Origin of the sequence: Serratia sp. CY84636 (genome assembly GCF_052166245.1) — a bacterium.
GTDB lineage: Bacteria > Pseudomonadota > Gammaproteobacteria > Enterobacterales > Enterobacteriaceae > Serratia > Serratia nevei.
On sequence record NZ_JBJNOX010000002.1, the window covers coordinates 971,457 to 993,648 of the forward strand.

Sequence of the window (22,192 nt, forward strand, 5' to 3'; positions counted from 1 at the left end):
TTGGCGAATTTCATCATGAACGAACAGCCAGAGAATTTGTTGGGCGAGGCAAACGCCTTTGTCGAAGTCTTGGAGCAAGTCTCCCAGGTCGCCAAGCTGAACAAGCCGGTGCTGGTGATCGGCGAGCGCGGCACCGGCAAGGAGCTGATCGCTCACCGTCTGCACTACCTCTCCAACCGCTGGCAAGGGCCGTTCATCTCGCTTAACTGCGCGGCGCTGAATGAAAACCTGCTGGATTCCGAGCTGTTCGGTCACGAGGCCGGCGCGTTTACCGGCGCGCAAAAGCGCCATCTGGGGCGCTTCGAGCGCGCCGACGGCGGCACGCTGTTTCTCGATGAGCTGGCGACCGCGCCGATGCTGGTGCAGGAGAAATTGCTGCGGGTGATCGAATACGGCCAGCTGGAGCGCGTGGGCGGCAGCCAGCCGCTGCGTGTGGATGTGCGCCTGGTGTGCGCCACCAACGACGATCTGCCGGCGCTGGCGGCGGCGGGCAAGTTCCGCGCCGATCTGCTGGATCGGCTGGCGTTCGACGTGGTGCAGCTGCCGCCGCTGCGCCAACGGCGGCCCGATATCATGCTGTTGGCCGAGCATTTCGCCATTCAAATGTGCCGCGAGCTGGCGCTGCCGCTGTTTCCCGGCTTTACCGAGCATGCCAGGCGAACGTTGCTCGAGTATGGCTGGCCGGGCAACGTGCGCGAACTGAAAAACGTGGTGGAGCGCTCGGTTTATCGCCACGGCGACAGCGACAGCCCGCTGGACGACATCGTCATCAACCCGTTTGCGCCACGCGAGACCACGCCGGTCGCGCCCGTTCCTGAAGACGCCGGCGCGTTACCGCCGCTGCCGCTGGATTTGAAACACTGGCAGCTCGAGCAGGAGAAGGCATTGATCGAAGCGGCGCTGCAGCAGGGGCGCTTCAATCAGCGCAAGGCGGCGCAGCTGCTGGGGCTCACCTATCACCAGCTGCGCGGCATGCTGAAAAAGCATGCGCTGCTGCAAAATGGCGAAGCGGACGAGGAATAACAGGCAAAAAAAAAGCCAGCACCCGAGCTGGCTTAAAAAACACTGGAAGCAATGTGAGCAATGTCGTGCCTTCCACATCAGAGCCGCAAACTGTGGCCTTCCGTGAACTGCCAGGCGATGATAATAGTTATCAGTATCGTCTGTAAAGCACTTTGTTGAGAATTTTTCTCATTACCACACGAAGATTGCGCAATTACCACTCAGGGAACGGATCTGCCATGTCCAGCCAATAGTCCACGCCGGCGGCCATTTCATCGTCGCTCAGCAGGCAGTCGTCCAGCATACGCGCGATCGTCGCCTGCTGCAGATGCTGGCCGATAAACACCAGTTCCTGGCGCATATCGCCGAACGGCTCCACCCATTTTTCCTGAATGTGCGCCCGCGCTTCGGGATCCTGCGGCCAATTATCTTGCGGAATGGCGCGCCAAAAGGTGCCCGCGAGGCCGTAGTGGGCGATGCCCCCTGCCTGGCTCCACTGCCCGGCCTGCCGCGGCCGCGTCGCCAGCCAGAAAAAGCCTTTCGAGCGCAGCAGCTTGCCGCCGCCCCAATCGCCGTTGATCACGCGGTAAAACTTGTCTGGCGCAAACGGCCGCCGCGCCTGATAGACGAAGCTGCTGATGCCGTAGTTTTCCGTTTCCGGCACGTGTTCGCCGCGCAGCTCTTTCAGCCAACCGGGCGCCTGCTGCGCCTTTTCAAAGCTGAAGCTGCCGGTATTCAGCACCGCCTCCAGCGGCAGTTTGCCCGGCGCGATCGGCACAATGCGGGCATCGGGGTTCAGGCTGGCCAGCAGCGCCATCACTTCGCCCTGCTGGGATGGCGTCAACAGATCGGTCTTGCTGACCAGGATCACGTCGCAGAACTCAATTTGCTCAATCAGCAGATCCGCCACGCTGCGCAGATCGTCCTCGCCCAGGCTTTGGCCGGCCTCCTGCAGGCTTTGCGCCTGCTGGTACTGCTGGATGAAATTCACCCCGTCGACCACCGTCACCAGGGTATCCAGCCGGGCGAACTGCGACAGGCTTTCGCCCTTTTCGTCCTCAAAGGTAAAGGTTTCCGCCACCGGCAGCGGCTCGGAGATGCCGCTCGATTCGATCAGCAGGTAATCGAAACGCCCGTCCTGCGCCAGCTCACGCACCGATACCAGCAGGTCTTCGCGCAGCGTGCAGCAAATGCAGCCGTTGCTCATCTCAACCAGCTTCTCTTCCTGGCGATCGAGATGCACGGCATTTTCCACCAGCGCGGCGTCGATGTTCACCTCACTCATATCGTTGACGATCACCGCCACGCGCATACCCTGCCGGTTGTTCAGGATGTGGTTCAGCACCGTGGTTTTGCCGGCGCCGAGAAAGCCGGAAAGCACGGTCACGGGAAGTTGTTTCATGGGAGCCTCATTAAAATTCATTGCGTAATGCCTGGTAACCGCGCACCAGCTCAACGTTGGTGGCGGCCACTTCTTCCGAAAACTGCAGCGCGCCGCGATCGACCTGGCGATAGCGCGACAGGTCGCTGTCCGGCCCTACGCGCTCGGTCGAGGGGATATAGCGGTTTTCAGGCAGCGTCACGCCGTCCACCACCGCGTTGTAACGCACCACGCAGCCGGACTGGATATGGCAGTTGAACAGCACGCTGTTGAAACCGATAAACACCCGATCGTCGATGCGACACGGGCCGTGGACGATGGCGCGGTGGGCGATCGAGCTGTAACGGCCAATGGTGACCGCCGCCCCGCTCTTGGAGTGGATCACCACGCCGTCCTGAATATTGGAGTGCGAGCCGATGACGATCGGCTCCATGTCGCCGGCGGCGTTCAACTCGTCGGCGCGGATCACCGCATAAGGGCCGACGTAAACGAAATCTTCGACGATCACCCGGCCGCAAATAATGGCGGTGGGATCGATGTAGGCCAGCGGCGAGACCTGCGGCAGATGGCCGCTGGGATTTTTACGCAACATGATTTTCTCCCCGCCAGCTCAACTCCGCCACCGCATTGTGGGCATGCAGGCTCTCCTGATGCTCGACGCGCAGCGAGAAGGCGCGGTAATCGCACTGGCTGCGCAGCATGCGATACAGACGGCGCGCCGCATCTTCGCAAAACATCAGGTTCTGACCGTTGGCCAGCGCGAAGGCCTGCTCGTCGCGGCGTTTCACCAGCGTTTGTACCGGCGTGCCCAGCGCGTGTTCGATGCGGTCGATCAATTTCACCGGTTCGAACGCCCGTTCATTCTCGGGCGTCACGGTGACCCAGGCCCAGCTGCGCTGGCTGTGAGGGGTGGCCGGCATTCCCTGCTCCAACAGCCACTCGCTCACCTGCCGTTGGCTGACCCGCTCCGCCGCCTGTTCAAAGTCAAACTGAAACTGTTGCTGCGCCAGCTGGCGGCTGAGCGCCGCCGAACTCGGGCAGGTGGAGGAGTAAGGCACGCCGACGGTCAGCGCCAGCGTCAGTGTGTTCGCCAGCGCCGCCTCGATGCGCAGCGGGTAGGCTTTCCAGCCGCGCTGCGGCGACAGCAGCGCCGGGCGCGACAACAACAGCTCGCCGCTGAGCGTCAGGCTGGCGCGATCGCTGTGCTCCGGCTGCGAATCCAGAAAGGCCTGCAGCGTCCGGCCAATGCGCTGCGGCGTCAGCTCGCCCTGCGTCAATTCGTCCAGCGCCAGATACAGCCGCGACATGTGAATGCCGCGTTCACCCGCCGCTTCGGCGCGCAGGTTGATACCGGCGTCGACCTTCGCCATCAATGGCTTGCCGGCCAGCTCCAGCGGCAGCGCGATCCCTTGCATCCCGACCCAATCGAGCCCGACATCACTCATTTCGCCGCGCCATGCCTGAGCGTCTGGCAGCGAACGGCGTGGTGGAAGTGCAACTTCGTTCATACATCCCCTTGCGTTATTGTGACTTTGCCGGGGAACGGTAACACGATTTTGTTATGTTATAACATATCAAATAAGATTTTTTTCACGTCGCGAACCGCCTTGCTTAATCAAGTAGCAGAAAACTCAGCGATTTTGCTCAATGGATTGGGCTGCTGGTCAGAGTGCGATACACTAACGCTATTGCTGATTAAACCCATGAGCCTCTATGCGTGGTTTACCCCTTTGGATACTGTCGTTGTGCCTGACGGGCTCTGCCCTGGCCGCGACCACACCGCCCGCGCCCGTCGCGGCGCCGCTGCCGGACATTCGCCAGAGCGGCTTTGTCTATTGCGTCAGCGGCATACTGAATACCTTCAACCCGCAAATGGCCAGCAGCGGCCTGACGGTGGATACCCTGGCCGCCCAGCTGTACGATCGTCTGCTGGATGTCGATCCCTACACCTACCGGCTGATCCCCGAGCTGGCGCAAAGCTGGGAAGTGTTGGACAACGGCGCCACCTACCGCTTCCATCTGCGCAAGGACGTGCCGTTCCAGACCACCGCCTGGTTCACGCCCACCCGCAAGATGAACGCCGACGATGTGGTGTTCAGCTTCGCGCGCGTATTTGACCAAAAACACCCGTATCACGACGTCAACGGCGGCGAATACCCCTATTTCGACAGCCTGCAGTTCGGTGATTCGGTGCAGAGCGTGAGAAAGCTCGACGACTACACGGTGGAGATCCGCCTGCAGTCGCCGGACGCCTCGTTCCTGTGGCACCTGGCGACCCACTACGCGCCGGTGCTGTCCGCTGAATACGCCGACACGCTGACGCGCGAAGGCCACCAGGAGCTGATCGACCGCGAGCCGGTCGGCAGCGGCCCGTTCCTGCTCAATGAATACCGCTCGGGGCAATATATTCGCCTGGCGCGCAACGCCGCCTACTGGAAAGGCCTGCCGCGCATGCCGCAGGTGGTGATCGATCTGGGCGCAGGCGGCACCGGCCGCCTTTCCAAGCTGCTGACCGGCGAATGCGACGTGCTGGCCTATCCGGCGGCCAGCCAGCTGTCTATCCTGCGCGACGATCCGCGCCTGCGCCTGACGCTGCGCCCGGGGATGAACATCGCCTACCTGGCGTTCAACACCCGCAAACCGCCGCTCGACAACCTCAACGTGCGCCAGGCGATCTCGCTGGCGATCAACAACCAGCGGTTGATGCAGTCGATCTATTACGGCACGGCGGAAACCGCCGCCTCAATCCTGCCGCGCGCCTCCTGGGCCTATGACAACGACGCGCACGTCACCGAGTACGATCCGGCCAAATCGCGCGAGATGCTGCGGCAGGCCGGCGTCGGCCAGCTGAACCTGAAGCTGTGGGTGCCGACCGCCTCGCAATCTTACAACCCAAGCCCGCTGAAAACCGCCGAGCTGATCCAGGCCGATCTCGGCCAGGTGGGCATCAACGTCACCATCGTGCCGGTAGAGGGGCGCTTCCAGGAGGCGCGCCTGATGGAGATGAACCACGATCTGACCCTGACCGGCTGGGCCACCGACAGCAACGACCCGGACAGCTTCTTCCGGCCGCTGCTGAGCTGCGCGGCAATCCGTTCGCAAACCAACTATGCTCACTGGTGTGACCCGGGCTTCGACGAGGTGTTGCAGAACGCGCTGTTGTCGCAGCAGCTGTCTCAGCGCATCGACAACTACCGTAAGGCGCAGAAGATCCTCGAGCAGCAACTGCCGGTGCTGCCGCTGGCCTCTTCCCTGCGGCTGCAGGCCTACCGCTACGACATCAAGGGATTGGTGCTGAGCCCGTTCGGCAACGCCTCGTTCGCCGGGGTGTACCGTGAATCCGCGCCGGAGGTGAAAAAGTGATTATCTTTACCCTGCGCCGCATTCTGCTGCTGCTGATCACGCTGTTCTTCCTGACGCTGGTCAGCTTCAGCCTGAGCTATTTCACGCCGCGCGCGCCGCTGAACGGCGCCGCCCTGCTGGACGCCTATCAGTTCTACTTCGTCAGCCTGCTGCACTGGGACTTCGGCGTCTCCAGCATCAACGGCCAGGCGATCAGCGAACAGCTGCGCGAAGTGTTCCCGGCTACCATGGAACTGTGCCTGCTGGCCTTCGCCCTGGCGCTGTTTATCGGCATTCCGCTGGGCATCATCGCCGGCGTGCTGCGCGGCAAATGGCAGGACACCGCCATCAGCACCTTCGCGCTGCTGGGCTTTTCGATGCCGGTGTTCTGGCTGGCGCTGCTGCTGATGCTGTTCTTCTCGCTGCACCTGGGCTGGCTGCCGGTTTCCGGCCGTTTCGACCTGCTGTATCAGGTGAAGCCGATCACCGGGTTCGCGCTGATTGACGCCTGGCTGTCGGACTCGCCATACCGCGCCGAGATGATCGGCAGCGCCCTGCGCCACATGATCCTGCCGATCGCCGCGCTGGCGGTGGCGCCCACCACCGAAGTGGTGCGCCTGATGCGCATCAGCACCGACGACGTGCTGAGCCAAAACTACATCAAGGCCGCCGCCACCCGCGGCCTGTCACGCTTCACCATCATTCGCCGCCACGTGTTGCACAATGCGCTTCCGCCAATCGTGCCCAAGCTGGGGCTGCAGTTCTCCACCATGCTCACGCTCGCGATGATCACCGAAGTGGTGTTCAGCTGGCCGGGCCTCGGCCGGTGGCTGATCAACGCCATTCGCCAGCAGGACTATGCGGCGATCTCCGCCGGCGTCATGGTGGTCGGCACGCTGGTGATCACCATTAACGTCCTGGCCGACATTCTGGGTGCGGCAACCAACCCGCTGAAACATAAGGAATGGTATGCCCTTCGATAACGTATACCGCGAGAAAAAGATGCCGAGCCCGCTGCGCTACACCTGGCGGATTTTCTACGGCGACGCGCTGGCGATGATCGGTTTTTACGGCGTGATAGCCCTGCTGCTGCTGTCGCTGTTCGGTAGCCTGCTGGCGCCCTACGCGCTGGATCAGCAGTTCCTCGGTTATCAGCTGCTGCCGCCTTCCTGGTCACGCTACGGCAACGTGTCGTTCTTTCTCGGCACCGACGATCTCGGGCGCGACATCCTCAGCCGCCTGTTGACCGGCACTGCCGCCACCTTCGGCTCGGCGCTGGCGGTGACGCTGGCTGCGGCGTTCTGCGGGGTGATCCTCGGCGTGTTCGCCGGCGTCACTCACGGGCTGCGCTCGGCGGTGCTCAACCACATTCTCGATACCCTGCTGTCCATTCCCTCGCTGCTGCTGGCGATCGTGGTGGTGGCGTTTATCGGCCCCAAACTTGAACACGCCATGCTGGCGGTCTGGCTCGCCTTGCTGCCGCGCATGGTGCGCACCATCTACAGCGCGGTGCACGACGAGCTGGATAAAGAATACGTGGTGGCGGCGCGGCTTGATGGCGCTTCCACGCTGCAGATCCTGTGGTACGCAGTGATGCCGAACATTGCGGCGGTGCTGGTGACCGAGTTCACCCGCGCGCTGTCGATGGCCATTTTGGATATCGCCGCGCTCGGCTTCCTCGATCTCGGCGCGCAGCTGCCTTCGCCGGAATGGGGAGCGATGCTCGGCGATTCGCTTGAGCTGGTGTACGTCGCGCCCTGGACGGTGATGCTGCCCGGCGCGGCCATCCTCGTCAGCGTGCTGCTGGTTAACCTGTTGGGCGACGGTATGCGCCGCGCAATCAATGCCGGGGTGGAATAATGCCGTTACTTGATATCCGCAATCTGACGATTGAATTTATGACCGCCGAAGGGCCGGTCAAGGCGGTCGATCGCGTCAGCATGACGCTGACCGAGGGTGAGGTGCGCGGCCTGGTGGGCGAATCGGGCTCCGGCAAGAGTCTGATCGCCAAAGCCATCTGCGGCGTGACCAAAGACAACTGGCGCGTCACCGCCGATCGTTTCCGCTTCGACGACATCGATCTGCTGCAGCTGAGCCCGCGCGAGCGGCGCAAGCTAGTGGGCCACAACGTCTCGATGATCTTCCAGGAGCCGCAGTCCTGTCTCGACCCTTCCGAGAGCATCGGCCGCCAGCTGGCGCAGGCCATCCCGGGCTGGACCTACAAGGGCCACTGGTGGCAGCGCTTCAACTGGCGCAAACGCCGCGCCATCGAGTTGCTGCACCGCGTCGGCATCAAGGATCATGACGACATCATGGGCAGCTTCCCGTACGAGCTGACGGAAGGCGAGTGCCAGAAAGTGATGATCGCCATCGCGCTGGCCAACCAACCGCGCCTGCTGATCGCCGATGAGCCGACCAACGCCATGGAACCGACCACCCAGGCGCAGATTTTCCGCCTGTTGGCGCGCCTCAATCAGAACAACAACACCACCATCCTGCTGATCAGCCACGATTTGCAGATGATGAGCAAGTGGGCCGACCGGGTGAACGTGCTGTACTGCGGGCAAACGGTGGAAAGCGCCCAGTGCGAAGAGCTGCTGGCGGCGCCGCACCACCCTTACACCCAGGCGCTGATCCGCGCTATGCCGGACTTCGGCCGCTCGCTGCCGCACAAGAGCCGGTTGAACACGCTGCCGGGTGCCATTCCTTCGCTGGAACACCTGCCGATCGGCTGCCGCTTGGGGCCGCGCTGCCCTTACGCACAGAAGAAGTGCATCGAAACACCGCGCCTGCGCCCGGTCAAAAACCACTTCTTTGCCTGCCACTTCCCGCTGAACATGGAGGAGCAATAACATGGAAACGCTGTTGGAAGTGCGCAACCTGAGCAAAACCTACCGCTACCGCACCGGGCTGTTCCGCCGCCAGCACGTCGAGGCGGTGAAATCGGTCAGCTTTACCCTGCGCGAAGGCCAGACGCTGGCGGTAATCGGCGAGAACGGCTCCGGCAAATCCACGCTGGCGAAGATGCTCTCCGGCATGGTGGAACCGACCGCCGGCGAACTGCTGATCGACGATCATCCGCTGGAATTCGGCGATTATCGCTATCGCAGCCAGCGCATTCGCATGATTTTTCAGGATCCGAGCACCTCGCTCAATCCGCGCCAGCGCATCGGCCAGCTGCTGGACGCGCCGCTGCGGCTGAACACCAGTCTGGAACCCGCCGAGCGCGAGCAGCGCATCAACCAGACATTACGCCAGGTCGGCATGCTGCCGGATCACGCCTACTACTATCCGCACATGCTGGCTTCCGGGCAGAAACAGCGCGTCGCGCTGGCGCGTGCGCTGATCCTGCAGCCGAAAGTGATCGTCGCCGATGAGGCGCTGGCCTCGCTGGACATGTCGATGCGCTCGCAAATCATCAACCTGATGCTTGAGCTGCAGGAAAAACACGGTATTTCCTATATCTATGTCACCCAGCACCTCGGCATGATGAAGCATATCAGCGACCAGGTGCTGGTGATGCACGAAGGGGAAATCGTCGAGCGCGGCAGCACCGCCGAGGTATTGGCGGCGCCGCTGCACGAATTGACCAAGCGACTTATCGCCAGCCACTTCGGCGAGGCGCTGACCGCCGACGCCTGGCGACGCGACGGCGGGCGTTTCTGAGCCACGGCTGTACATGCAAACCCGCTGCGGCGGGTTTTTTATTGCCGCGCGTGCCTGCCGCTTAGCGAGAAAACGCACATACAAATTACATTCTTGTTATATATCCTTATATTTTATTCCTTTCAGTTATTGATTAGTCCGTAACATTATTTTATCTCGCCAGGGCGATCGGTGAGGATATCCCCTACGTTGAGCCTCTCATACGACAGGATATCGCACTGATGAACAGCCTTCGCCATCGCCGCCTCACGCAGTTTCTGCTCACGCTGGCCGCCGGTTTCTCTGTTTACGGCCACGCGCTGTGCTGCGATGAGCTGCGCTAAATCTACCTTTCGCCCCGCCTGCGGGCATGTTGACTCTTTGTCCAGCCGCCGCTGCCGCACGCACCGGTGGCTGTTGCTCATGATTAAGGATTGACCCTATGGAACGACTCCGTCGACAACATAATGCCCAGTGGTATCACGAAACCCAAAGCAGCGTGCGGGGCGATGCGCCGCTGGAGCCACAGGCGGCTACCCTGCGCGATCGTTTTCTGCTGGGGTTGGGCGCCTTCGCCGATGAAGCGTTAAACGCTGCGCTCGGCGCCCGCGCCGGGGTATTCAACGCCTCGCTGGCCGGTTACCACGCCCTGTTTCCCGACCAGGTGTCGCTATCACGATACGTGACATTGTCACCCTATGATCGACTCAGCACCGCGCTGACCGTCGCTCAGGTGACCGGCGTGCAGTCGCTCTGTAGCCACTACGCCGCCCGCCTCGCCCCGCTGCACAGCCCGGACGCCTCCCGGGAAAGCAATATCCGCCTCGCCCAGATCACCCAATACGCCCGCCAGCTCGCCAGCCAGCCCACGCTGATTTGCCGCAGAGCGCTGCAGCAGCTTGGCGACGTCGGGCTGAGCCCGGCGGATATCGTCACCTTTTCGCAAATCATCGGTTTTGTCAGCTACCAAGCGCGCGTGGTGGCGGGCGTAGCGGCGTTGGCCGGCCGACCGGCGGTGGTGGTGCCCGGTTTCCCGAACGTCGAAGACGCCGATGGCGTAACCTTCAGTGCCGAAGAGTTAAGCTGGACTGCGCGCCTGCCGCCAATCGACACGGAAGCCGCCGCCGCCGAACAGCTTGACGTGCTGGATCAGAGCCACCCGCAGGCGCGCGCCGAATCTTATTACCTGCTGCTGGCGCACGATGCCGCCGCACTGCGTGAGCGCAACGGCGTGTTTAACGGCATCAATGCCGAAGGATATGGGTTGTCGAGCCGATTGAAAGCGCTGGCGACGCTGGCGGTCTCGCGCATCAACGGCAGCCGCTACTGCGCGGCTACGGTGGCGCATGAATTGCAGGATGACGGATTGGTACAGGCGCTGTTCGCCGGGCTGCCTCAGGGATTGGCATCTACCGAGGACACGGTCAAACGCGCGGTGATCCACACCGCCGCCGAGCTGACGCGCGCACCGGAGAAATTCACCCCGCAGAGCGTGCAGCCGTTGTTCAACAGCGGTCTGAATCAGGCACAGGCGCTGGAAGTGATCCTCACCGCCGCGCTCTACGCCTGGGAAAATCGCCTGCGCCAAACGCTGGGCGATGCCGAATCTTTCATCGCCGCCGACTGAAGACCGCTACGCGGCCTGATTACCGGCCGTGATACGCCGCGTTTTAGACATTCTGCTGACGCAGCCACTCGCTGGCGGCGTCGAAGAATTTTTGCGCCAACGGCGTGGCGCGCTCTGCCATATCGACCACCACCGCCGCATGACGCGGCATAGCGCCGATGGCCACCGGACGGCGCTGCAACGCCGGCATCAGCGGCGATTGCAGCTGGCCGCGCGGAAACAGCCCGCAGCCCAGGCCGACGAAAATCCCCTCCAGCAGTTGGAAGATCGAGGCAGTTTCCAGCCGCGTGTGCAGCGTCAACCCGGCGTCGCGGAAGTGTTGATCGAGATAGCGGCGGAAATAACGCGTCGGCTCGGCCAGGCACAGCGGCAAAGCGGCCACCGCTTCCAGCGGCAACGGCGTATCGCCCACCAGCTTCGGAAAGTGTTGCGGATGAAATACCAGCTCGACGCCGGTTTCCACCAGCGGTTGCGATTGGAAGTGCAGCTCCTTTAAGGTCGACAGCTCGAAAAAACCGATGCCGATGTCGACGGTATGCGCCGTCAGCGCCTCCAGCAGCTGATCGGCGCTCAGCACCGCCAGCCGGTAATCGAGATGCGGGTAACGCTCGCTGACCGCCTTGAGCATTTCCGATACCGAGATACTGCACTGCGGCACCACGCCAAGGCGCAGCGTGCCGTGCAAGCCGTGCTTGAGCGACTCCACCTCCAGCTTCAGCCCCTGGTAAACAGAGACGATCTCACGCGCCCACGCCAGCACCCGCTCGCCTTCGGCGGTAAAACCGCCGAAATGGTTGCCGCGGTTAATCAGCGAAACACCCAGCTCTTTTTCCAGATTTTTCAATCGCATGGATAGCGTCGGCTGGCTAACGAAGCTGGCCTCCGCCGCCCGGCCGAAGTGACGTTCTCGTTCTAAATTACACAAATAAATCAGTTGTTTAATATCCATAGCGCGGCTCAATGATCGGCATTCGCACCAGTATACCACCGGGCACCGTCGTCCGCCCGGCGAGTCAGAGCTTCAGCTTCACGTAATCCACCAGGCGCGAGAACACGCCGCCCTGCGGCACCGCCTGCAGCGCCACCAGCGGCAAGGTTTTCACCACCTGGCCATTGTCGCTGATGCGGATCTCGCCAACGGTCTGCCCTTTGCCAATCGGCGCTTCCAGCCGTGCGGCATTGATCACGTACTGCGCCTTCAGCTTGTCCGCCTCGCTTTTCGGCAGGCTGAGCGACTGCTCTTGCGCGCTACCGACCGGTAACCGGTGATTCTCGCCGTACCAGACCGGCTCTTCCCCCAGACTCTGGCCGGCGCTGAACAGGTGTACGGTGGCAAAGTCGCGCAGCCCCCAAGTCAACAGCTTACGCGCCTGCTCCTCACGCCCTTTAGCGCTTTTGCCGCCCATCACCACGGCGATCAGGCGGCGATCCCCTTCGGTGGCGGAGGCGATGATGTTGAAGCCGGCCGAGGCGGTGTGCCCGGTTTTCAGCCCATCGACGTGCAGCGTCTTATCCCACAGCAGGCCATTGCGGTTCTGCTGCGTGATGCCATTCCAGGTCAGCGACTTCTCGCTGTACATATGGTATTCCGCCGGTTCACTCATAATGATGGCGCGCGCAATCACCGCCAGATCGCCGGCGGTGGTGAACTGCCCTGGCGCATCCAGCCCGTGTACCGTTTCGAAATGGGTGTTCTGCAGGCCCAGCTGCGCGCTCTTCTCGTTCATCAGCTTGACGAAGTTGGCCTGGCTGCCCGCCACATAATCCGCCATCGCTACGCAGGCGTCGTTGCCGGAATCGATGATGATACCGCGGCTGAGATCGCGTACCGTGACCCTGTCACCTGGCTTCAGGAACATCAACGAAGATCCTTTGAACACCGGGTTGCCCTGCGCCCAGGCGTCTTTCCCCACGGTGACGACATCGTCGAGGCCAATCTTGTGCTGATCGAGCGCGTGGTCGATCACCAACCCGGTCATGAGTTTGGTCAGGCTGGCCGGGTTGCGCCGTTCGTCGGCATTGCCGGCGGCCAACACCTGGCCGGTGGTGTAATCCATCAAAACGTAAGAGGCGGCGTCTATCGCCGGCGGGGTCATGGTAGGAAAATTGGGCGTCGTTTCCGCCGCCTGCGCCGCTAAAGGCAGCAATATGCCGCCGATTACCACTGATACTGAACGCTTCACGCTGTGTTCCTCAGGCCCGCAGGCTGAATAAAATGCCAATATAATCCGCGAGATAGACTGCATGAATTCACTTTCAGACGAAACCATTACTCTTTTGCAGCGGGTGTCTTTATGCAACCATTTGTTTACGGCACTGCCCGCCGGCGATAGATGCGCTCTATGCCGCCATTGCCCCATTCGATTAGACGCCACCCCGCAGCGCCCCTAAACTTGTGACATAAATACGCAAGACGCATAAAAAAGCGTTTACTTTTTAGCTACAACCACCTGCGAAGTGTCACCATGAAATTCAAACCGTCAATCAAGCCTTATACCGGCCCGGCGGGCGGCTGGGGTTCGCTTGAAGCCACCACCCGCTTTGTCCTCGACAGTAAACAAACGCTAAAAAACATGCGCAACCTGATGCGCGTCAACAAGGCTCGCGGCTTCGACTGCCCCGGTTGCGCCTGGGGCGACGACAACCACAGCACCTTCAGCTTCTGCGAAAACGGCGCCAAAGCGGTCAGTTGGGAAGCGACGCGCAGCGCCGTGGAGCCTGAGTTCTTCGCCGCCCACAGCGTCAGCACGCTGCAGCAGCAGAGCGACTATTTCCTCGAGTATCAGGGTCGCCTCACCCATCCGATGCGCTACAACGCCGAAACCGACCACTATGAACCTATCCATTGGCCGGACGCGCTGGCGCTGATCGCCAAACACATCAACGGCATGGACAACCCGAACCAGATCGAGCTGTATACCTCGGGCCGTGCCAGCAACGAAGCGTCGTACCTTTATCAGCTGTTCGGCCGCATGCTCGGCACCAGCAACTTCCCCGACTGCTCCAATATGTGCCACGAGGCGAGCGGCGTCGGGCTGAAGCAGAGCATCGGCGTCGGCAAAGGCACCATCCGCATCGATGACTTCGAAAAGGCCGACGCCATCTTCGTGTTTGGCCAAAACCCCGGCACCAACCACCCGCGCATGCTGCACAGCCTGAAGAACGCCGCCCGACGCGGCGCGCGTATCGTCAGCTTCAACACCCTGCGCGAGCGCGGGCTGGAAAGGTTCGCCGATCCGCAGGATCCGGTACAGATGCTGACGCCAAAATCCTCGCCGATCAGCTCTTCCTATTACCAGCCGAATCTGGGCGGCGATATGGCGGCGGTGCGCGGCATGGTGAAAGCCCTGCTGGAAACCCACCGTCAGCGTTTAGCCTCCGGCGAGCCCGCCCTGTTCGACCTGGCGTTTATCGAACGGCACAGCGTCGGCGTGGAGGCTTACCTGGCGCAGGTAGACGCCACCGAGTGGCAGACCATTACCGCGCAGTCGGGCCTGAGCGAGGCGCAGCTGCGCCAGGCGGCGGCCACCTATCAGGGCGCCGAACGGGTGATCTGCACCTGGGCGATGGGCGTGACTCAGCATAAACACTCTATTGCGACGGTGCGTGAAATCACCAACCTGCAGCTGCTGTTCGGGCAGTTGGGCAAACCGGGCGCCGGCCTGTGCCCGGTACGCGGCCACAGCAACGTCCAGGGTAACCGCACTATGGGAATCGACGAGAAGTCGCCGAAGGCACTGCTCGACAGCCTGGAGCGCCACTTTAACTTCACCGCCAATCGCGCGCTGGGCCACAACACGGTGGAAGCGATCGAAGCGATGCTGCGCGGCGAAGTGAAAGTGCTGATCGCGCTGGGCGGCAACCTGGCCGCCGCGGCGCCGGACACCGAACGCACCGCCCGTGCCCTGCGCAACTGCGATTTGACGGTGCATATCAGCACCAAGCTTAACCGCAGCCACCTGGTGACCGGCAAAGACGCGCTGATCCTGCCGACGCTCGGCCGCACCGAGCTGGACATACAGGCCAGCGGCTCGCAGTACATTACGGTCGAGGATTCATTCAGCATGGTCCACGCCTCGGAAGGCATCGGCAAGCCGCTGGCGGAGACCCAACGTTCGGAGACGGCGATCGTCTGCGGCATCGCCGACGCGGTGCTGGGCACCCAGCAGCTGGACTGGCTGGAATTGGCCGACGACTATTCGCTGATCCGCGATCACATCGCCGCCACCATACCCGGCTTCGAAGATTTCAACCGGCGCTGCGACCAGCCCGGCGGTTTCTACCTCGGCAATGCCGCCGCCGAACTGCGCTTCGCCACGCCGAGCGGCAAGGCGGAATTCAGCGCCGCCGCGCTGCCGACCACCCTGTTCCCACAGCTGGGCAGCGAGAAAGCACCGTTCACCCTGCAAACGCTGCGCTCGCACGATCAGTACAACACCACCATCTATGGTCTGGATGACCGCTACCGCGGCGTTTACGGTCAGCGTGAAGTGCTGTTCATCCATCCGGAGGATCTGGCGGCGCTGGGCCTGCAGGACGGCGAACGGGTAGAGATAGAAACCCTGTGGAACGACGGCGTGGTGCGCAAAGTGAACGGGTTCAAGCTGGTGAGTTACGACATTCCGCGTGGCAACCTGGCGGCCTACTACCCGGAAACCAACCCGCTGGTGCCGCTGGCCAGCTTCGGCGACGGCACCGGTACCCCGACCTCGAAGTCGATTCCGGTGGTGATCCGCCGCAGCGAACAGCTACCTTCGCTGCGCATCGCCTGAAAATGCGCGCCCGGTTCACGCCGGGCGCGCCAATATCCCCAGGATGGTCTGCAACTCGTCCGACAGCTGATGCCGTCGCCAGACGAAATACAGGTCGCTCAGCCCCTCTTCGCCCATTTCCACCACCTTCAGCCCCGGCGCCGGCAAGATCAGCGGCAGCAACGAACCGGGGACGCAGGCGACACCACAACCGGCCTGTACGCAGGCCGCCATCGCGGCATAAGACTCCATTTCCAGCGTCATGCGCGGTTTCAGCCCACGCGAGGCCAGCCAGTGATCCACCTTCAGACGAAACGAACATTCGCGGCTGAACGTGTAAAACTCCAGCGGCGCCAGCGTGGCGGCGTCGGGTTCCCCGGCATCGGCCGGCATCAACAATACCAGCCGTTCATCGAATGCCTTTTGGCTGGCGAGCAGCGGATGTTCAATCGGGCCGTCGGTGATCGCCAGGTCGAGATCGCTGTCGATCAGCATGCGTTCCAGCACCAGCGAGTCGCGGCTCAGCACGTTGATGTGCAGATGAGGCTGTAAACGGCGCAGCCGGGCAATGCGCGCCGGCAAATGGCTGACCAGCGAGAAATCCAGCGCCCCGAGGTTCAGCAGCCCACGCTGATGCTCGCCGGCGAACAGCTGCTTGCTGCGCTCCGCCTGCGCCACAATGTCGCGCGCCTGCTGATAGAACAGCCGCCCTTTGGGATTGACGTACAGCCGATTCTTGTCGCGGAAAAACAGTTCGCCGCCCAGCGACTCCTCTAGTTCGCGCAGCCGCAGCGTGACGTTGGAAGGCACGCAGTGCAGCTCGCGCGCGGCCGCGGCGATGGTTTTGTGCTCCACCACGGTACAGAAAAACTTCAGCTGGCTCAGCTTCATCTATCATTCACTTTTAGTTAGTGTATTAGTTAAAAACAATCACTTTAGATTAGCATCGATTTCACCTACAGTCTGCCGACACCCTGAGGAGGATCTCTGATGCCACTGAATGATCTACTGACGCTGCCCGGCGTGGCGGCCCAACCGGACGCGGTAACCGACGGTTACGTGTTCAACCACACCATGATCCGCGTGAAGGATCTGACCAAAGCGCTGGATTTCTACACCCGCGTGCTGGGCTTTACCCCGGTCTATCTGGAAACGTTCGAAGAAGCCGCTTTTACCATCTGCTACCTGACGCGCAGCCCGCGTGAACAGATCCCGCAGGACGACGATGAGCGCAAACGCTGGGCGCTGAGCCAGCCGGGCATTCTCGAGCTGACCCATAACCACGGCACCGAAAATCAGGCCGATTTCCACTACCACAACGGCAACGGTGAGCCGCGCGGCTTTGGCCACCTGTGCGTCACGGTGCCGGACGTGCGCGCCGCCTGCGAGCGGTTTGAGCGCCTCGGCGTCACCTTCCAAAAGCGCCTGCATGAAGGCCGTATGAACTACGTGGCGTTCATTCGCGATCCGGACGATTACTGGATTGAAATCCTGCAGCCGACGCCGCTGCGGGACTGATCGCCACCCGCCCTTCACCCCGGCCTTCGCGCCGGGGTTTTCCATCGATAGCACTCCGATTGACCATTCTTGCGCAAAATCGCGTGGCAACGCGGGGTTCCGTGACGTTAGGCTTGCTCGCAGCGGGTGATTCGCGTAAAACTGTCAGCCGCAAATCTTGCCACTCACAACCCATTCACTGGACGATATGTTTCAAGATAACCCGCTGCTGGCGCAGCTTAAACAGCAACTTCACTCTCAGACCCCGCGCGTTGAAGGCGTAGTGAAAGGGACTGAGAAAGGCTTTGGCTTTCTTGAAGTAGACGGTCAAAAAAGTTACTTCATTCCGCCGCCGTACATGAAGAAAGTCATGCACGGGGATCGCATTATCGCCACCCTGCACACCGAGAAAGAGCGCGAAATCGCCGAGCCGGAAACCCTGGTCGAGCCGTTCCTGTCGCGCTTTGTCGGCCGCGTGCAAAAGCGCGACGACCGTCTGTCCATCGTGCCCGATCATCCGTTGCTGAAAGATGCGATTCCGTGCCGCCCGGTGCGTGAATTGACCCACAACTTCCAGGCCGGCGACTGGGCGGTGGCGGAAATGCGCCGTCACCCGCTGAAAGGCGATCGCGGCTTCAACGCCGATCTGACCCACTTTATCACCGAAGGTGAAGACCATTTCGCCCCGTGGTGGGTGACGCTGGCGCGTCACAACCTGGAGAAAGAAGCGCCGGAGATGCAGGCTCTCAGCGAGCCGGCCGCTGCGCTGGTGCGTGAAGACCTGACCGCGCTCGAATTCGTCACCATCGACAGCGCCAGCACCGAAGACATGGACGATGCGCTGTATGTGACCGACAACGGCGACGGTTCGCTGCAGTTGACCATCGCCATCGCCGATCCGACCGCCTACGTCGAACAAGGCAGCAAGCTGGACGATATCGCCCGCGTGCGCGCCTTCACCAACTACCTGCCGGGCTTCAACATCCCGATGCTGCCGCGCGATCTGTCGGACAACCTATGCTCGCTGCGCCCTAACGAGCGCCGCCAGGTGCTGGCTTGCCGCGTAACCATCGCCGCCGACGGCGCGCTGGGCGAGGATATTCAGTTCTTCGCCGCCGAGATCGAATCCAAAGCCAAGCTGGTATACGACGAAGTCTCCGACTGGCTGGAAGGCATTGCCGGCTGGCAGCCGCCGAGCGACGCCATCGCGCAACAAATCACCCTGCTGAAGCGCGTTTGCGACGCGCGCAACGCCTGGCGCCATCAGCATGCGCTGGTGTTCAAAGACCGCCCGGACTACCGCTTCGTGCTGAGTGAAAAAGGCGACGTGCTCGAGATCGTTACCGAGCAACGCCGCAGCGCCAACCGCATCGTTGAAGAGTGCATGATCGCCGCCAACGTCTGCGCCGCCATCGTGCTGCGCGATCGCCTGGGCTTCGGCGTGTACAACGTGCACACCGGTTTCGATCCTGCTCTGGTTGAGCAAGCGGTCACCGTATTGCAGGCCAACGGCGTGGAAGCCGAGGCCGAGAAGCTGCTGACCCTCGACGGTTTCTGCGAACTGCGCCGCCACCTGGATGCGCAGCCGACCCAGTTCCTCGACAGCCGCATCCGCCGCTTCCAGACCTTCGCCGAGATCAGCACCACGCCAGGGCCACACTTCGGTCTGGGTCTGGAGGCTTACGCCACCTGGACATCGCCGATCCGTAAATACGGCGATATGGTCAACCATCGCTTGCTGAAGGCGATCATCAACCAGCAGCCGGCAGAAAAACCGCAGGATGACGTCACGGTGCAGCTGGCGGAACGCCGCCGCCTGAACCGCATGGCGGAGCGCGACGTCGGCGACTGGCTGTACGCCCGCTTCCTGCAGGACAAGGCCGGTACCGATACCCGCTTCAACGCCGAGATCATCGACGTGACCCGCGGCGGCCTGCGCGTGCGCCTGCTGGACAACGGTGCGGTTGCCTTCATCCCGGCACCGTTTATTCACGCGGTGCGCGACGAGATGCAGTGCAGCCAGGAAACCGGCACCGTGCAGATCAAGGGTGAAGTGGTTTACCGCCAGAGCGACACCTTGCAGGTCACCATCGCCGAAGTGCGCATGGAAACCCGCAGCGTGATCGCCCGTCCGGCGGCCTGAACGCCAGCCTGAAACGGCCGCAACGCAAAGCGCCGACGGTGAAAACCGCCGGCGTTTTTTTTCGACTAGCGCAGCGGCTCGCCGCCGGTTTCACGCAGCAGCGGCAGCACCGCCAGCGAAGCCAGCGTCGCCAGCATCAGATAGACGGCGGGCGCCAGCAGCGAACCGCTCAGCGCGATCGACTGCGAAGCGATGTACTGGGCGAAGCCGCCGAAGATCGCCACCCCGAGGCTGTAGACCAAAGCAAACCCCAGCGCCCGAATGCGCTGCGGGAACAGCTCCGAAATCATCAGCATGGTCGGCACCGAACCGAGCGTGGTCAACCCGACCAGCACCGCGACAATCAGCAGCAGCACCGCCGGATGCGGTACCGCGCTCAGCCACCAAAATGCCGGCAGGGCCACGATCAGAATCGCGATCCGCGACCCGCGGATCAGCGGCAGACGGCCGTAACGATCGCACCAGTGCCCGACCAGCAGACTGCCGCCGAAGGTGACGAGCCCTGCCAGCAGCATCGCGGCATAGCCGTAAGCCTGCGCCATCCCCAGGTATTTCACCGCGTAGGTGCCGAGATAATACATCGAGATGTAAGTGGCGACGGTGGCGCCGATGGTCAACATCACGCCGAGCACCACCGCCCGCGAGTACTTTCGCAACTGCGCAGGCGGCTCGTGAGCCCGCGACACCGACGGCCGATCGCTCTCCAACCCGAGGCGCAGCCAGCAACCGAGCGGCGCCAGCGCCACGCCGATAAAGAAAGGAATGCGCCATCCCCACTCGGCCATGGCGTTCGGCTCGCCGGAAAGCACCGGCAAGGCCGCGCTGAGCGCCAGCGCGGTGACGCCGCCGACCACGGTAGCGATGCCCTGCGTCGCCAGCGACCAGCTGGAATAGAAGCCGCGCCGGTTGGGCGGCGCCGACTCCACCAGCAACGACATCGATGCCCCCACCTCGCCGCCCGCCGCCACGCCCTGGATCAGGCGCGCCGCCACCAGCGTGACGGTTCCCCAATAGCCGGCGCTGGCGTAGGTCGGCGCAAAGCCGATCATCGCCGTGCCCAGGCTCATCAAGGAAATCGTCAGGATCATCGCCGGCTTGCGGCCATGGCGATCGGCATAGGCGCCAATCAGAATGCCGCCCAGCGGCCGCATGAAGAAGCTGACGCCGAACGTGGCAAACGCCAACAGCAACGCCAGATGCGGATCGCTGGACGGCGGAAAGAACAATACGCTGATGTAAATAACGAAGAAGTTATAAATACCGAAATCGAAAAATTCCAGCGCATTGCCGAAGGAGGCGGCGAATATGACTTTTTTGCCGCCGGCCTTCGGGGCCGATATTATTGCCGCCTGGGTTTCAGCCATATTTTCACTCATCATTACCTTCCCTGTTATTATTTTCGAGTTTATTTTAAATACGCTTCCGCCAACGCTCCCCAATACTGGCTGCCGGCCGCCAGGCAGCCGTCGTTAAAGTCATATCCCGGGTTATGCACCATGCAGCTGCCTTCGCCATCGCCGTTGCCGATGATCAGGTAGCAGCCCTGCGGATGCGCATCGAGCATGAAGGCGAAATCTTCACTGCCCATCAGCGGCCGGGTGCCGTAGTGTGCGCGGTCATCGCCGAACTGCTGTGCCGCCACGCGGTGGGCGAAACGGGTCATCGCTTCGTCGTTGACCAGTACCGGCGTGCCGTTAACGTGTTCCACCACCGCGTGAGCGCCGAAGCTTGCCGCCTGCGCCTCGATCAGCGCCGGAATGCGCGCCAACAAGGTGGCGCGCGCCTGGCGATCCAGCGAGCGCACGCTGAGCTTCATCTCCGCGCTGTCCGGGATCACGTTGGCCGCCTCACCGGCCTTGATGCTGCCGACGGTGATCACCGCCGCCTCCAGCGGATCGATATTGCGCGAAACGATGCTCTGCAGCGCGACGGTGATATGCGAAGCCACCAGCACCGGATCGACCGTCAGCTGCGGAATGGCACCGTGGCCGCCGCGCCCCTGCACCCGCACGTTGAACTGATCCATCGAGGCCATAAACGGGCCGTGCTGGAAGAAGAACTCGCCGAGCGGCATCCCCGGCATGTTGTGCATGGCGAAGATGGCGTCGCAGGGGAAGCGCTCGAACAGCCCCTGTTCGACCATGCGCGCGCCGCCGTTCAGCATCTCTTCCGCCGGTTGGAAAATCAGGTGCAGCGTGCCGTTGAAGTTGCGCGTTTGCGCCAGATAACGAGCGGCACCGAGCAGCATGGTGGTGTGGCCGTCATGGCCACAGGCGTGCATGCGGTTGGCCACGCTGCTGCTCCAGGGCTTGCCGTTGTTCTCCTCGATCGGCAAGGCGTCCATATCGGCACGCAATCCTAGGCGTTTAACGCCGCCACCCACCCGCAGCGTGCCCACCACGCCGGTGCCCGCCAATCCGCGGTGCACCTCATAGCCCCACGAATTCAGATAATCCGCCACCAGATCGCTGGTGCGAAACTCTTCGAAACCCAGTTCAGGGTGTTGATGAATATCGTGCCGAATGGCCGTGAGCTGCGGTAAATACCCTTCGATGATTTTATTTATCATAATTAAATTCCTTTCGTGACTTTATTATTTATTTTATGAATGATTAAACCTGCGGGTTGAAATAAAGGTATAACACGGCACGGATGATTTTATTTCGGCACGCATCGACAGATAAAATAATAATTCGCCAGACGCCGTGCCCGAATAAAAAAAGACGATGATTCGCTGTACGCACCGTGAAAATGCAGAATGAATAACTGCCGAGGATTGCGTGGGCGGCAGCCTGCGCCAACGC

General features: G+C 62.0%; 18 protein-coding genes. 10 read left to right on the forward strand and 8 right to left on the reverse strand.

Going from position 1 to position 22,192, the window contains the following annotated elements:
• Positions 1-15: 15 nt before the first annotated feature.
• Positions 16-1,023, forward strand: a complete 1,008-nt coding sequence (gene pspF, locus ACJ8QI_RS09115; protein WP_149572555.1) for a phage shock protein operon transcriptional activator — start codon at positions 16-18, stop codon at positions 1,021-1,023.
• 193 nt (positions 1,024-1,216) lie between these two features.
• On the opposite strand, the gene zigA is transcribed toward pspF, so the two are convergent.
• The 3 genes from zigA to folE2 are packed head-to-tail and all read right to left on the reverse strand — an operon-like array spanning position 1,217 to position 3,891.
• On the reverse strand, positions 1,217-2,404 hold the full coding sequence (gene zigA / locus ACJ8QI_RS09120) for a zinc metallochaperone GTPase ZigA (RefSeq protein WP_442532404.1): 1,188 nt from the start codon (positions 2,402-2,404) through the stop codon (positions 1,217-1,219).
• A gap of 10 nt (positions 2,405-2,414) precedes the next feature.
• A complete protein-coding gene (locus ACJ8QI_RS09125) occupies positions 2,415-2,975 on the reverse strand; it encodes a carbonate dehydratase (protein ID WP_025303003.1) in 561 nt (186 codons plus the stop codon).
• Positions 2,965-3,891, reverse strand: a complete 927-nt coding sequence (folE2, locus tag ACJ8QI_RS09130) for a GTP cyclohydrolase FolE2 (RefSeq protein ID WP_442532405.1) — start codon at positions 3,889-3,891, stop codon at positions 2,965-2,967. The genes ACJ8QI_RS09125 and folE2 overlap by 11 nt, the downstream gene beginning before the upstream one ends.
• A gap of 205 nt (positions 3,892-4,096) precedes the next feature.
• On the opposite strand from folE2, the gene sapA reads away from it, so the two are divergent.
• The 6 genes from sapA to ACJ8QI_RS09160 all read left to right on the forward strand — a co-directional run bounded on the left by sapA (position 4,097) and on the right by ACJ8QI_RS09160 (position 10,997).
• Positions 4,097-5,746, forward strand: a complete 1,650-nt coding sequence (gene sapA, locus ACJ8QI_RS09135) for an ABC transporter substrate-binding protein SapA (RefSeq protein WP_442532406.1) — start codon at positions 4,097-4,099, stop codon at positions 5,744-5,746.
• Positions 5,743-6,708 carry a putrescine export ABC transporter permease SapB gene (sapB, locus tag ACJ8QI_RS09140; protein ID WP_004930575.1) on the forward strand — a complete coding sequence of 322 codons (966 nt, stop codon included), beginning with the start codon at positions 5,743-5,745 and terminating at the stop codon, positions 6,706-6,708. Before sapA ends, sapB begins: the two co-directional genes overlap by 4 nt.
• A complete protein-coding gene (gene sapC, locus ACJ8QI_RS09145; RefSeq protein WP_060418571.1) occupies positions 6,695-7,585 on the forward strand; it encodes a putrescine export ABC transporter permease SapC in 891 nt (296 codons plus the stop codon). Before sapB ends, sapC begins: the two co-directional genes overlap by 14 nt.
• Complete coding sequence (sapD, locus tag ACJ8QI_RS09150; RefSeq protein ID WP_016927551.1) at positions 7,585-8,577, forward strand: putrescine export ABC transporter ATP-binding protein SapD; 993 nt, start codon at positions 7,585-7,587, stop codon at positions 8,575-8,577. The genes sapC and sapD overlap by 1 nt, the downstream gene beginning before the upstream one ends.
• Before the next feature lies 1 nt (position 8,578).
• Complete coding sequence (gene sapF, locus ACJ8QI_RS09155; RefSeq protein ID WP_033648455.1) at positions 8,579-9,391, forward strand: putrescine export ABC transporter ATP-binding protein SapF; 813 nt, start codon at positions 8,579-8,581, stop codon at positions 9,389-9,391.
• Positions 9,392-9,812: 421 nt separating this feature from the next.
• The gene (locus ACJ8QI_RS09160) at positions 9,813-10,997 is read left to right on the forward strand and encodes a CMD domain-containing protein (protein ID WP_442532407.1); all 1,185 of its coding nucleotides are present in this window, start codon (positions 9,813-9,815) and stop codon (positions 10,995-10,997) included.
• Between the two features lie 43 nt (positions 10,998-11,040).
• On the opposite strand, the gene ACJ8QI_RS09165 is transcribed toward ACJ8QI_RS09160, so the two are convergent.
• Positions 11,041-11,946 (reverse strand): LysR family transcriptional regulator, encoded by a 906-nt coding sequence (locus ACJ8QI_RS09165; protein ID WP_025303008.1) that lies wholly within the window; start codon positions 11,944-11,946, stop codon positions 11,041-11,043.
• A 64-nt stretch (positions 11,947-12,010) separates the two neighbouring features.
• Complete coding sequence (gene dacD, locus ACJ8QI_RS09170) at positions 12,011-13,180, reverse strand: serine-type D-Ala-D-Ala carboxypeptidase DacD (protein WP_060430144.1); 1,170 nt, start codon at positions 13,178-13,180, stop codon at positions 12,011-12,013.
• A 282-nt stretch (positions 13,181-13,462) separates the two neighbouring features.
• On the opposite strand from dacD, the gene ACJ8QI_RS09175 reads away from it, so the two are divergent.
• Positions 13,463-15,769, forward strand: a complete 2,307-nt coding sequence (locus ACJ8QI_RS09175; protein ID WP_442532408.1) for an FdhF/YdeP family oxidoreductase — start codon at positions 13,463-13,465, stop codon at positions 15,767-15,769.
• A gap of 15 nt (positions 15,770-15,784) precedes the next feature.
• On the opposite strand, the gene ACJ8QI_RS09180 is transcribed toward ACJ8QI_RS09175, so the two are convergent.
• Positions 15,785-16,639 carry a LysR substrate-binding domain-containing protein gene (locus tag ACJ8QI_RS09180; protein ID WP_197786688.1) on the reverse strand — a complete coding sequence of 285 codons (855 nt, stop codon included), beginning with the start codon at positions 16,637-16,639 and terminating at the stop codon, positions 15,785-15,787.
• Between the two features lie 99 nt (positions 16,640-16,738).
• On the opposite strand from ACJ8QI_RS09180, the gene gloA reads away from it, so the two are divergent.
• Together gloA and ACJ8QI_RS09190 are read left to right on the forward strand one after the other, a co-directional pair.
• On the forward strand, positions 16,739-17,266 hold the full coding sequence (gloA, locus tag ACJ8QI_RS09185; RefSeq protein ID WP_015378023.1) for a lactoylglutathione lyase: 528 nt from the start codon (positions 16,739-16,741) through the stop codon (positions 17,264-17,266).
• 187 nt (positions 17,267-17,453) lie between these two features.
• Positions 17,454-19,388 (forward strand): exoribonuclease II, encoded by a 1,935-nt coding sequence (locus ACJ8QI_RS09190; RefSeq protein WP_442532409.1) that lies wholly within the window; start codon positions 17,454-17,456, stop codon positions 19,386-19,388.
• A gap of 65 nt (positions 19,389-19,453) precedes the next feature.
• Here ACJ8QI_RS09190 and ACJ8QI_RS09195 read toward each other — a convergent pair whose 3' ends face one another.
• Together ACJ8QI_RS09195 and ACJ8QI_RS09200 are read right to left on the reverse strand one after the other, a co-directional pair.
• Positions 19,454-20,752, reverse strand: a complete 1,299-nt coding sequence (locus ACJ8QI_RS09195) for an MFS transporter (protein WP_371935062.1) — start codon at positions 20,750-20,752, stop codon at positions 19,454-19,456.
• A 41-nt stretch (positions 20,753-20,793) separates the two neighbouring features.
• Positions 20,794-21,957 carry a M20 aminoacylase family protein gene (locus ACJ8QI_RS09200; RefSeq protein WP_442532410.1) on the reverse strand — a complete coding sequence of 388 codons (1,164 nt, stop codon included), beginning with the start codon at positions 21,955-21,957 and terminating at the stop codon, positions 20,794-20,796.
• Between the last annotated feature and the right edge of the window lie 235 nt (positions 21,958-22,192).

What these genes read in the sequence shown, in the direction of transcription:
- pspF (WP_149572555.1), top strand. Translation starts at nt 16, where the DNA reads ATGAACGAACAGCCAGAGAATTTGTTGGGCGAGGCAAACGCCTTTGTC.
- zigA (WP_442532404.1), bottom strand. Translation starts at nt 2,404, where the DNA reads ATGAAACAACTTCCCGTGACCGTGCTTTCCGGCTTTCTCGGCGCCGGC.
- ACJ8QI_RS09125 (WP_025303003.1), bottom strand. Translation starts at nt 2,975, where the DNA reads ATGTTGCGTAAAAATCCCAGCGGCCATCTGCCGCAGGTCTCGCCGCTG.
- folE2 (WP_442532405.1), bottom strand. Translation starts at nt 3,891, where the DNA reads ATGAACGAAGTTGCACTTCCACCACGCCGTTCGCTGCCAGACGCTCAG.
- sapA (WP_442532406.1), top strand. Translation starts at nt 4,097, where the DNA reads ATGCGTGGTTTACCCCTTTGGATACTGTCGTTGTGCCTGACGGGCTCT.
- sapC (WP_060418571.1), top strand. Translation starts at nt 6,695, where the DNA reads ATGCCCTTCGATAACGTATACCGCGAGAAAAAGATGCCGAGCCCGCTG.
- sapD (WP_016927551.1), top strand. Translation starts at nt 7,585, where the DNA reads ATGCCGTTACTTGATATCCGCAATCTGACGATTGAATTTATGACCGCC.
- sapF (WP_033648455.1), top strand. Translation starts at nt 8,579, where the DNA reads ATGGAAACGCTGTTGGAAGTGCGCAACCTGAGCAAAACCTACCGCTAC.
- ACJ8QI_RS09160 (WP_442532407.1), top strand. Translation starts at nt 9,813, where the DNA reads ATGGAACGACTCCGTCGACAACATAATGCCCAGTGGTATCACGAAACC.
- ACJ8QI_RS09165 (WP_025303008.1), bottom strand. Translation starts at nt 11,946, where the DNA reads ATGGATATTAAACAACTGATTTATTTGTGTAATTTAGAACGAGAACGT.
- ACJ8QI_RS09175 (WP_442532408.1), top strand. Translation starts at nt 13,463, where the DNA reads ATGAAATTCAAACCGTCAATCAAGCCTTATACCGGCCCGGCGGGCGGC.
- ACJ8QI_RS09180 (WP_197786688.1), bottom strand. Translation starts at nt 16,639, where the DNA reads ATGAAGCTGAGCCAGCTGAAGTTTTTCTGTACCGTGGTGGAGCACAAA.
- gloA (WP_015378023.1), top strand. Translation starts at nt 16,739, where the DNA reads ATGCCACTGAATGATCTACTGACGCTGCCCGGCGTGGCGGCCCAACCG.
- ACJ8QI_RS09190 (WP_442532409.1), top strand. Translation starts at nt 17,454, where the DNA reads ATGTTTCAAGATAACCCGCTGCTGGCGCAGCTTAAACAGCAACTTCAC.
- ACJ8QI_RS09195 (WP_371935062.1), bottom strand. Translation starts at nt 20,752, where the DNA reads ATGGCTGAAACCCAGGCGGCAATAATATCGGCCCCGAAGGCCGGCGGC.
- ACJ8QI_RS09200 (WP_442532410.1), bottom strand. Translation starts at nt 21,957, where the DNA reads ATGATAAATAAAATCATCGAAGGGTATTTACCGCAGCTCACGGCCATT.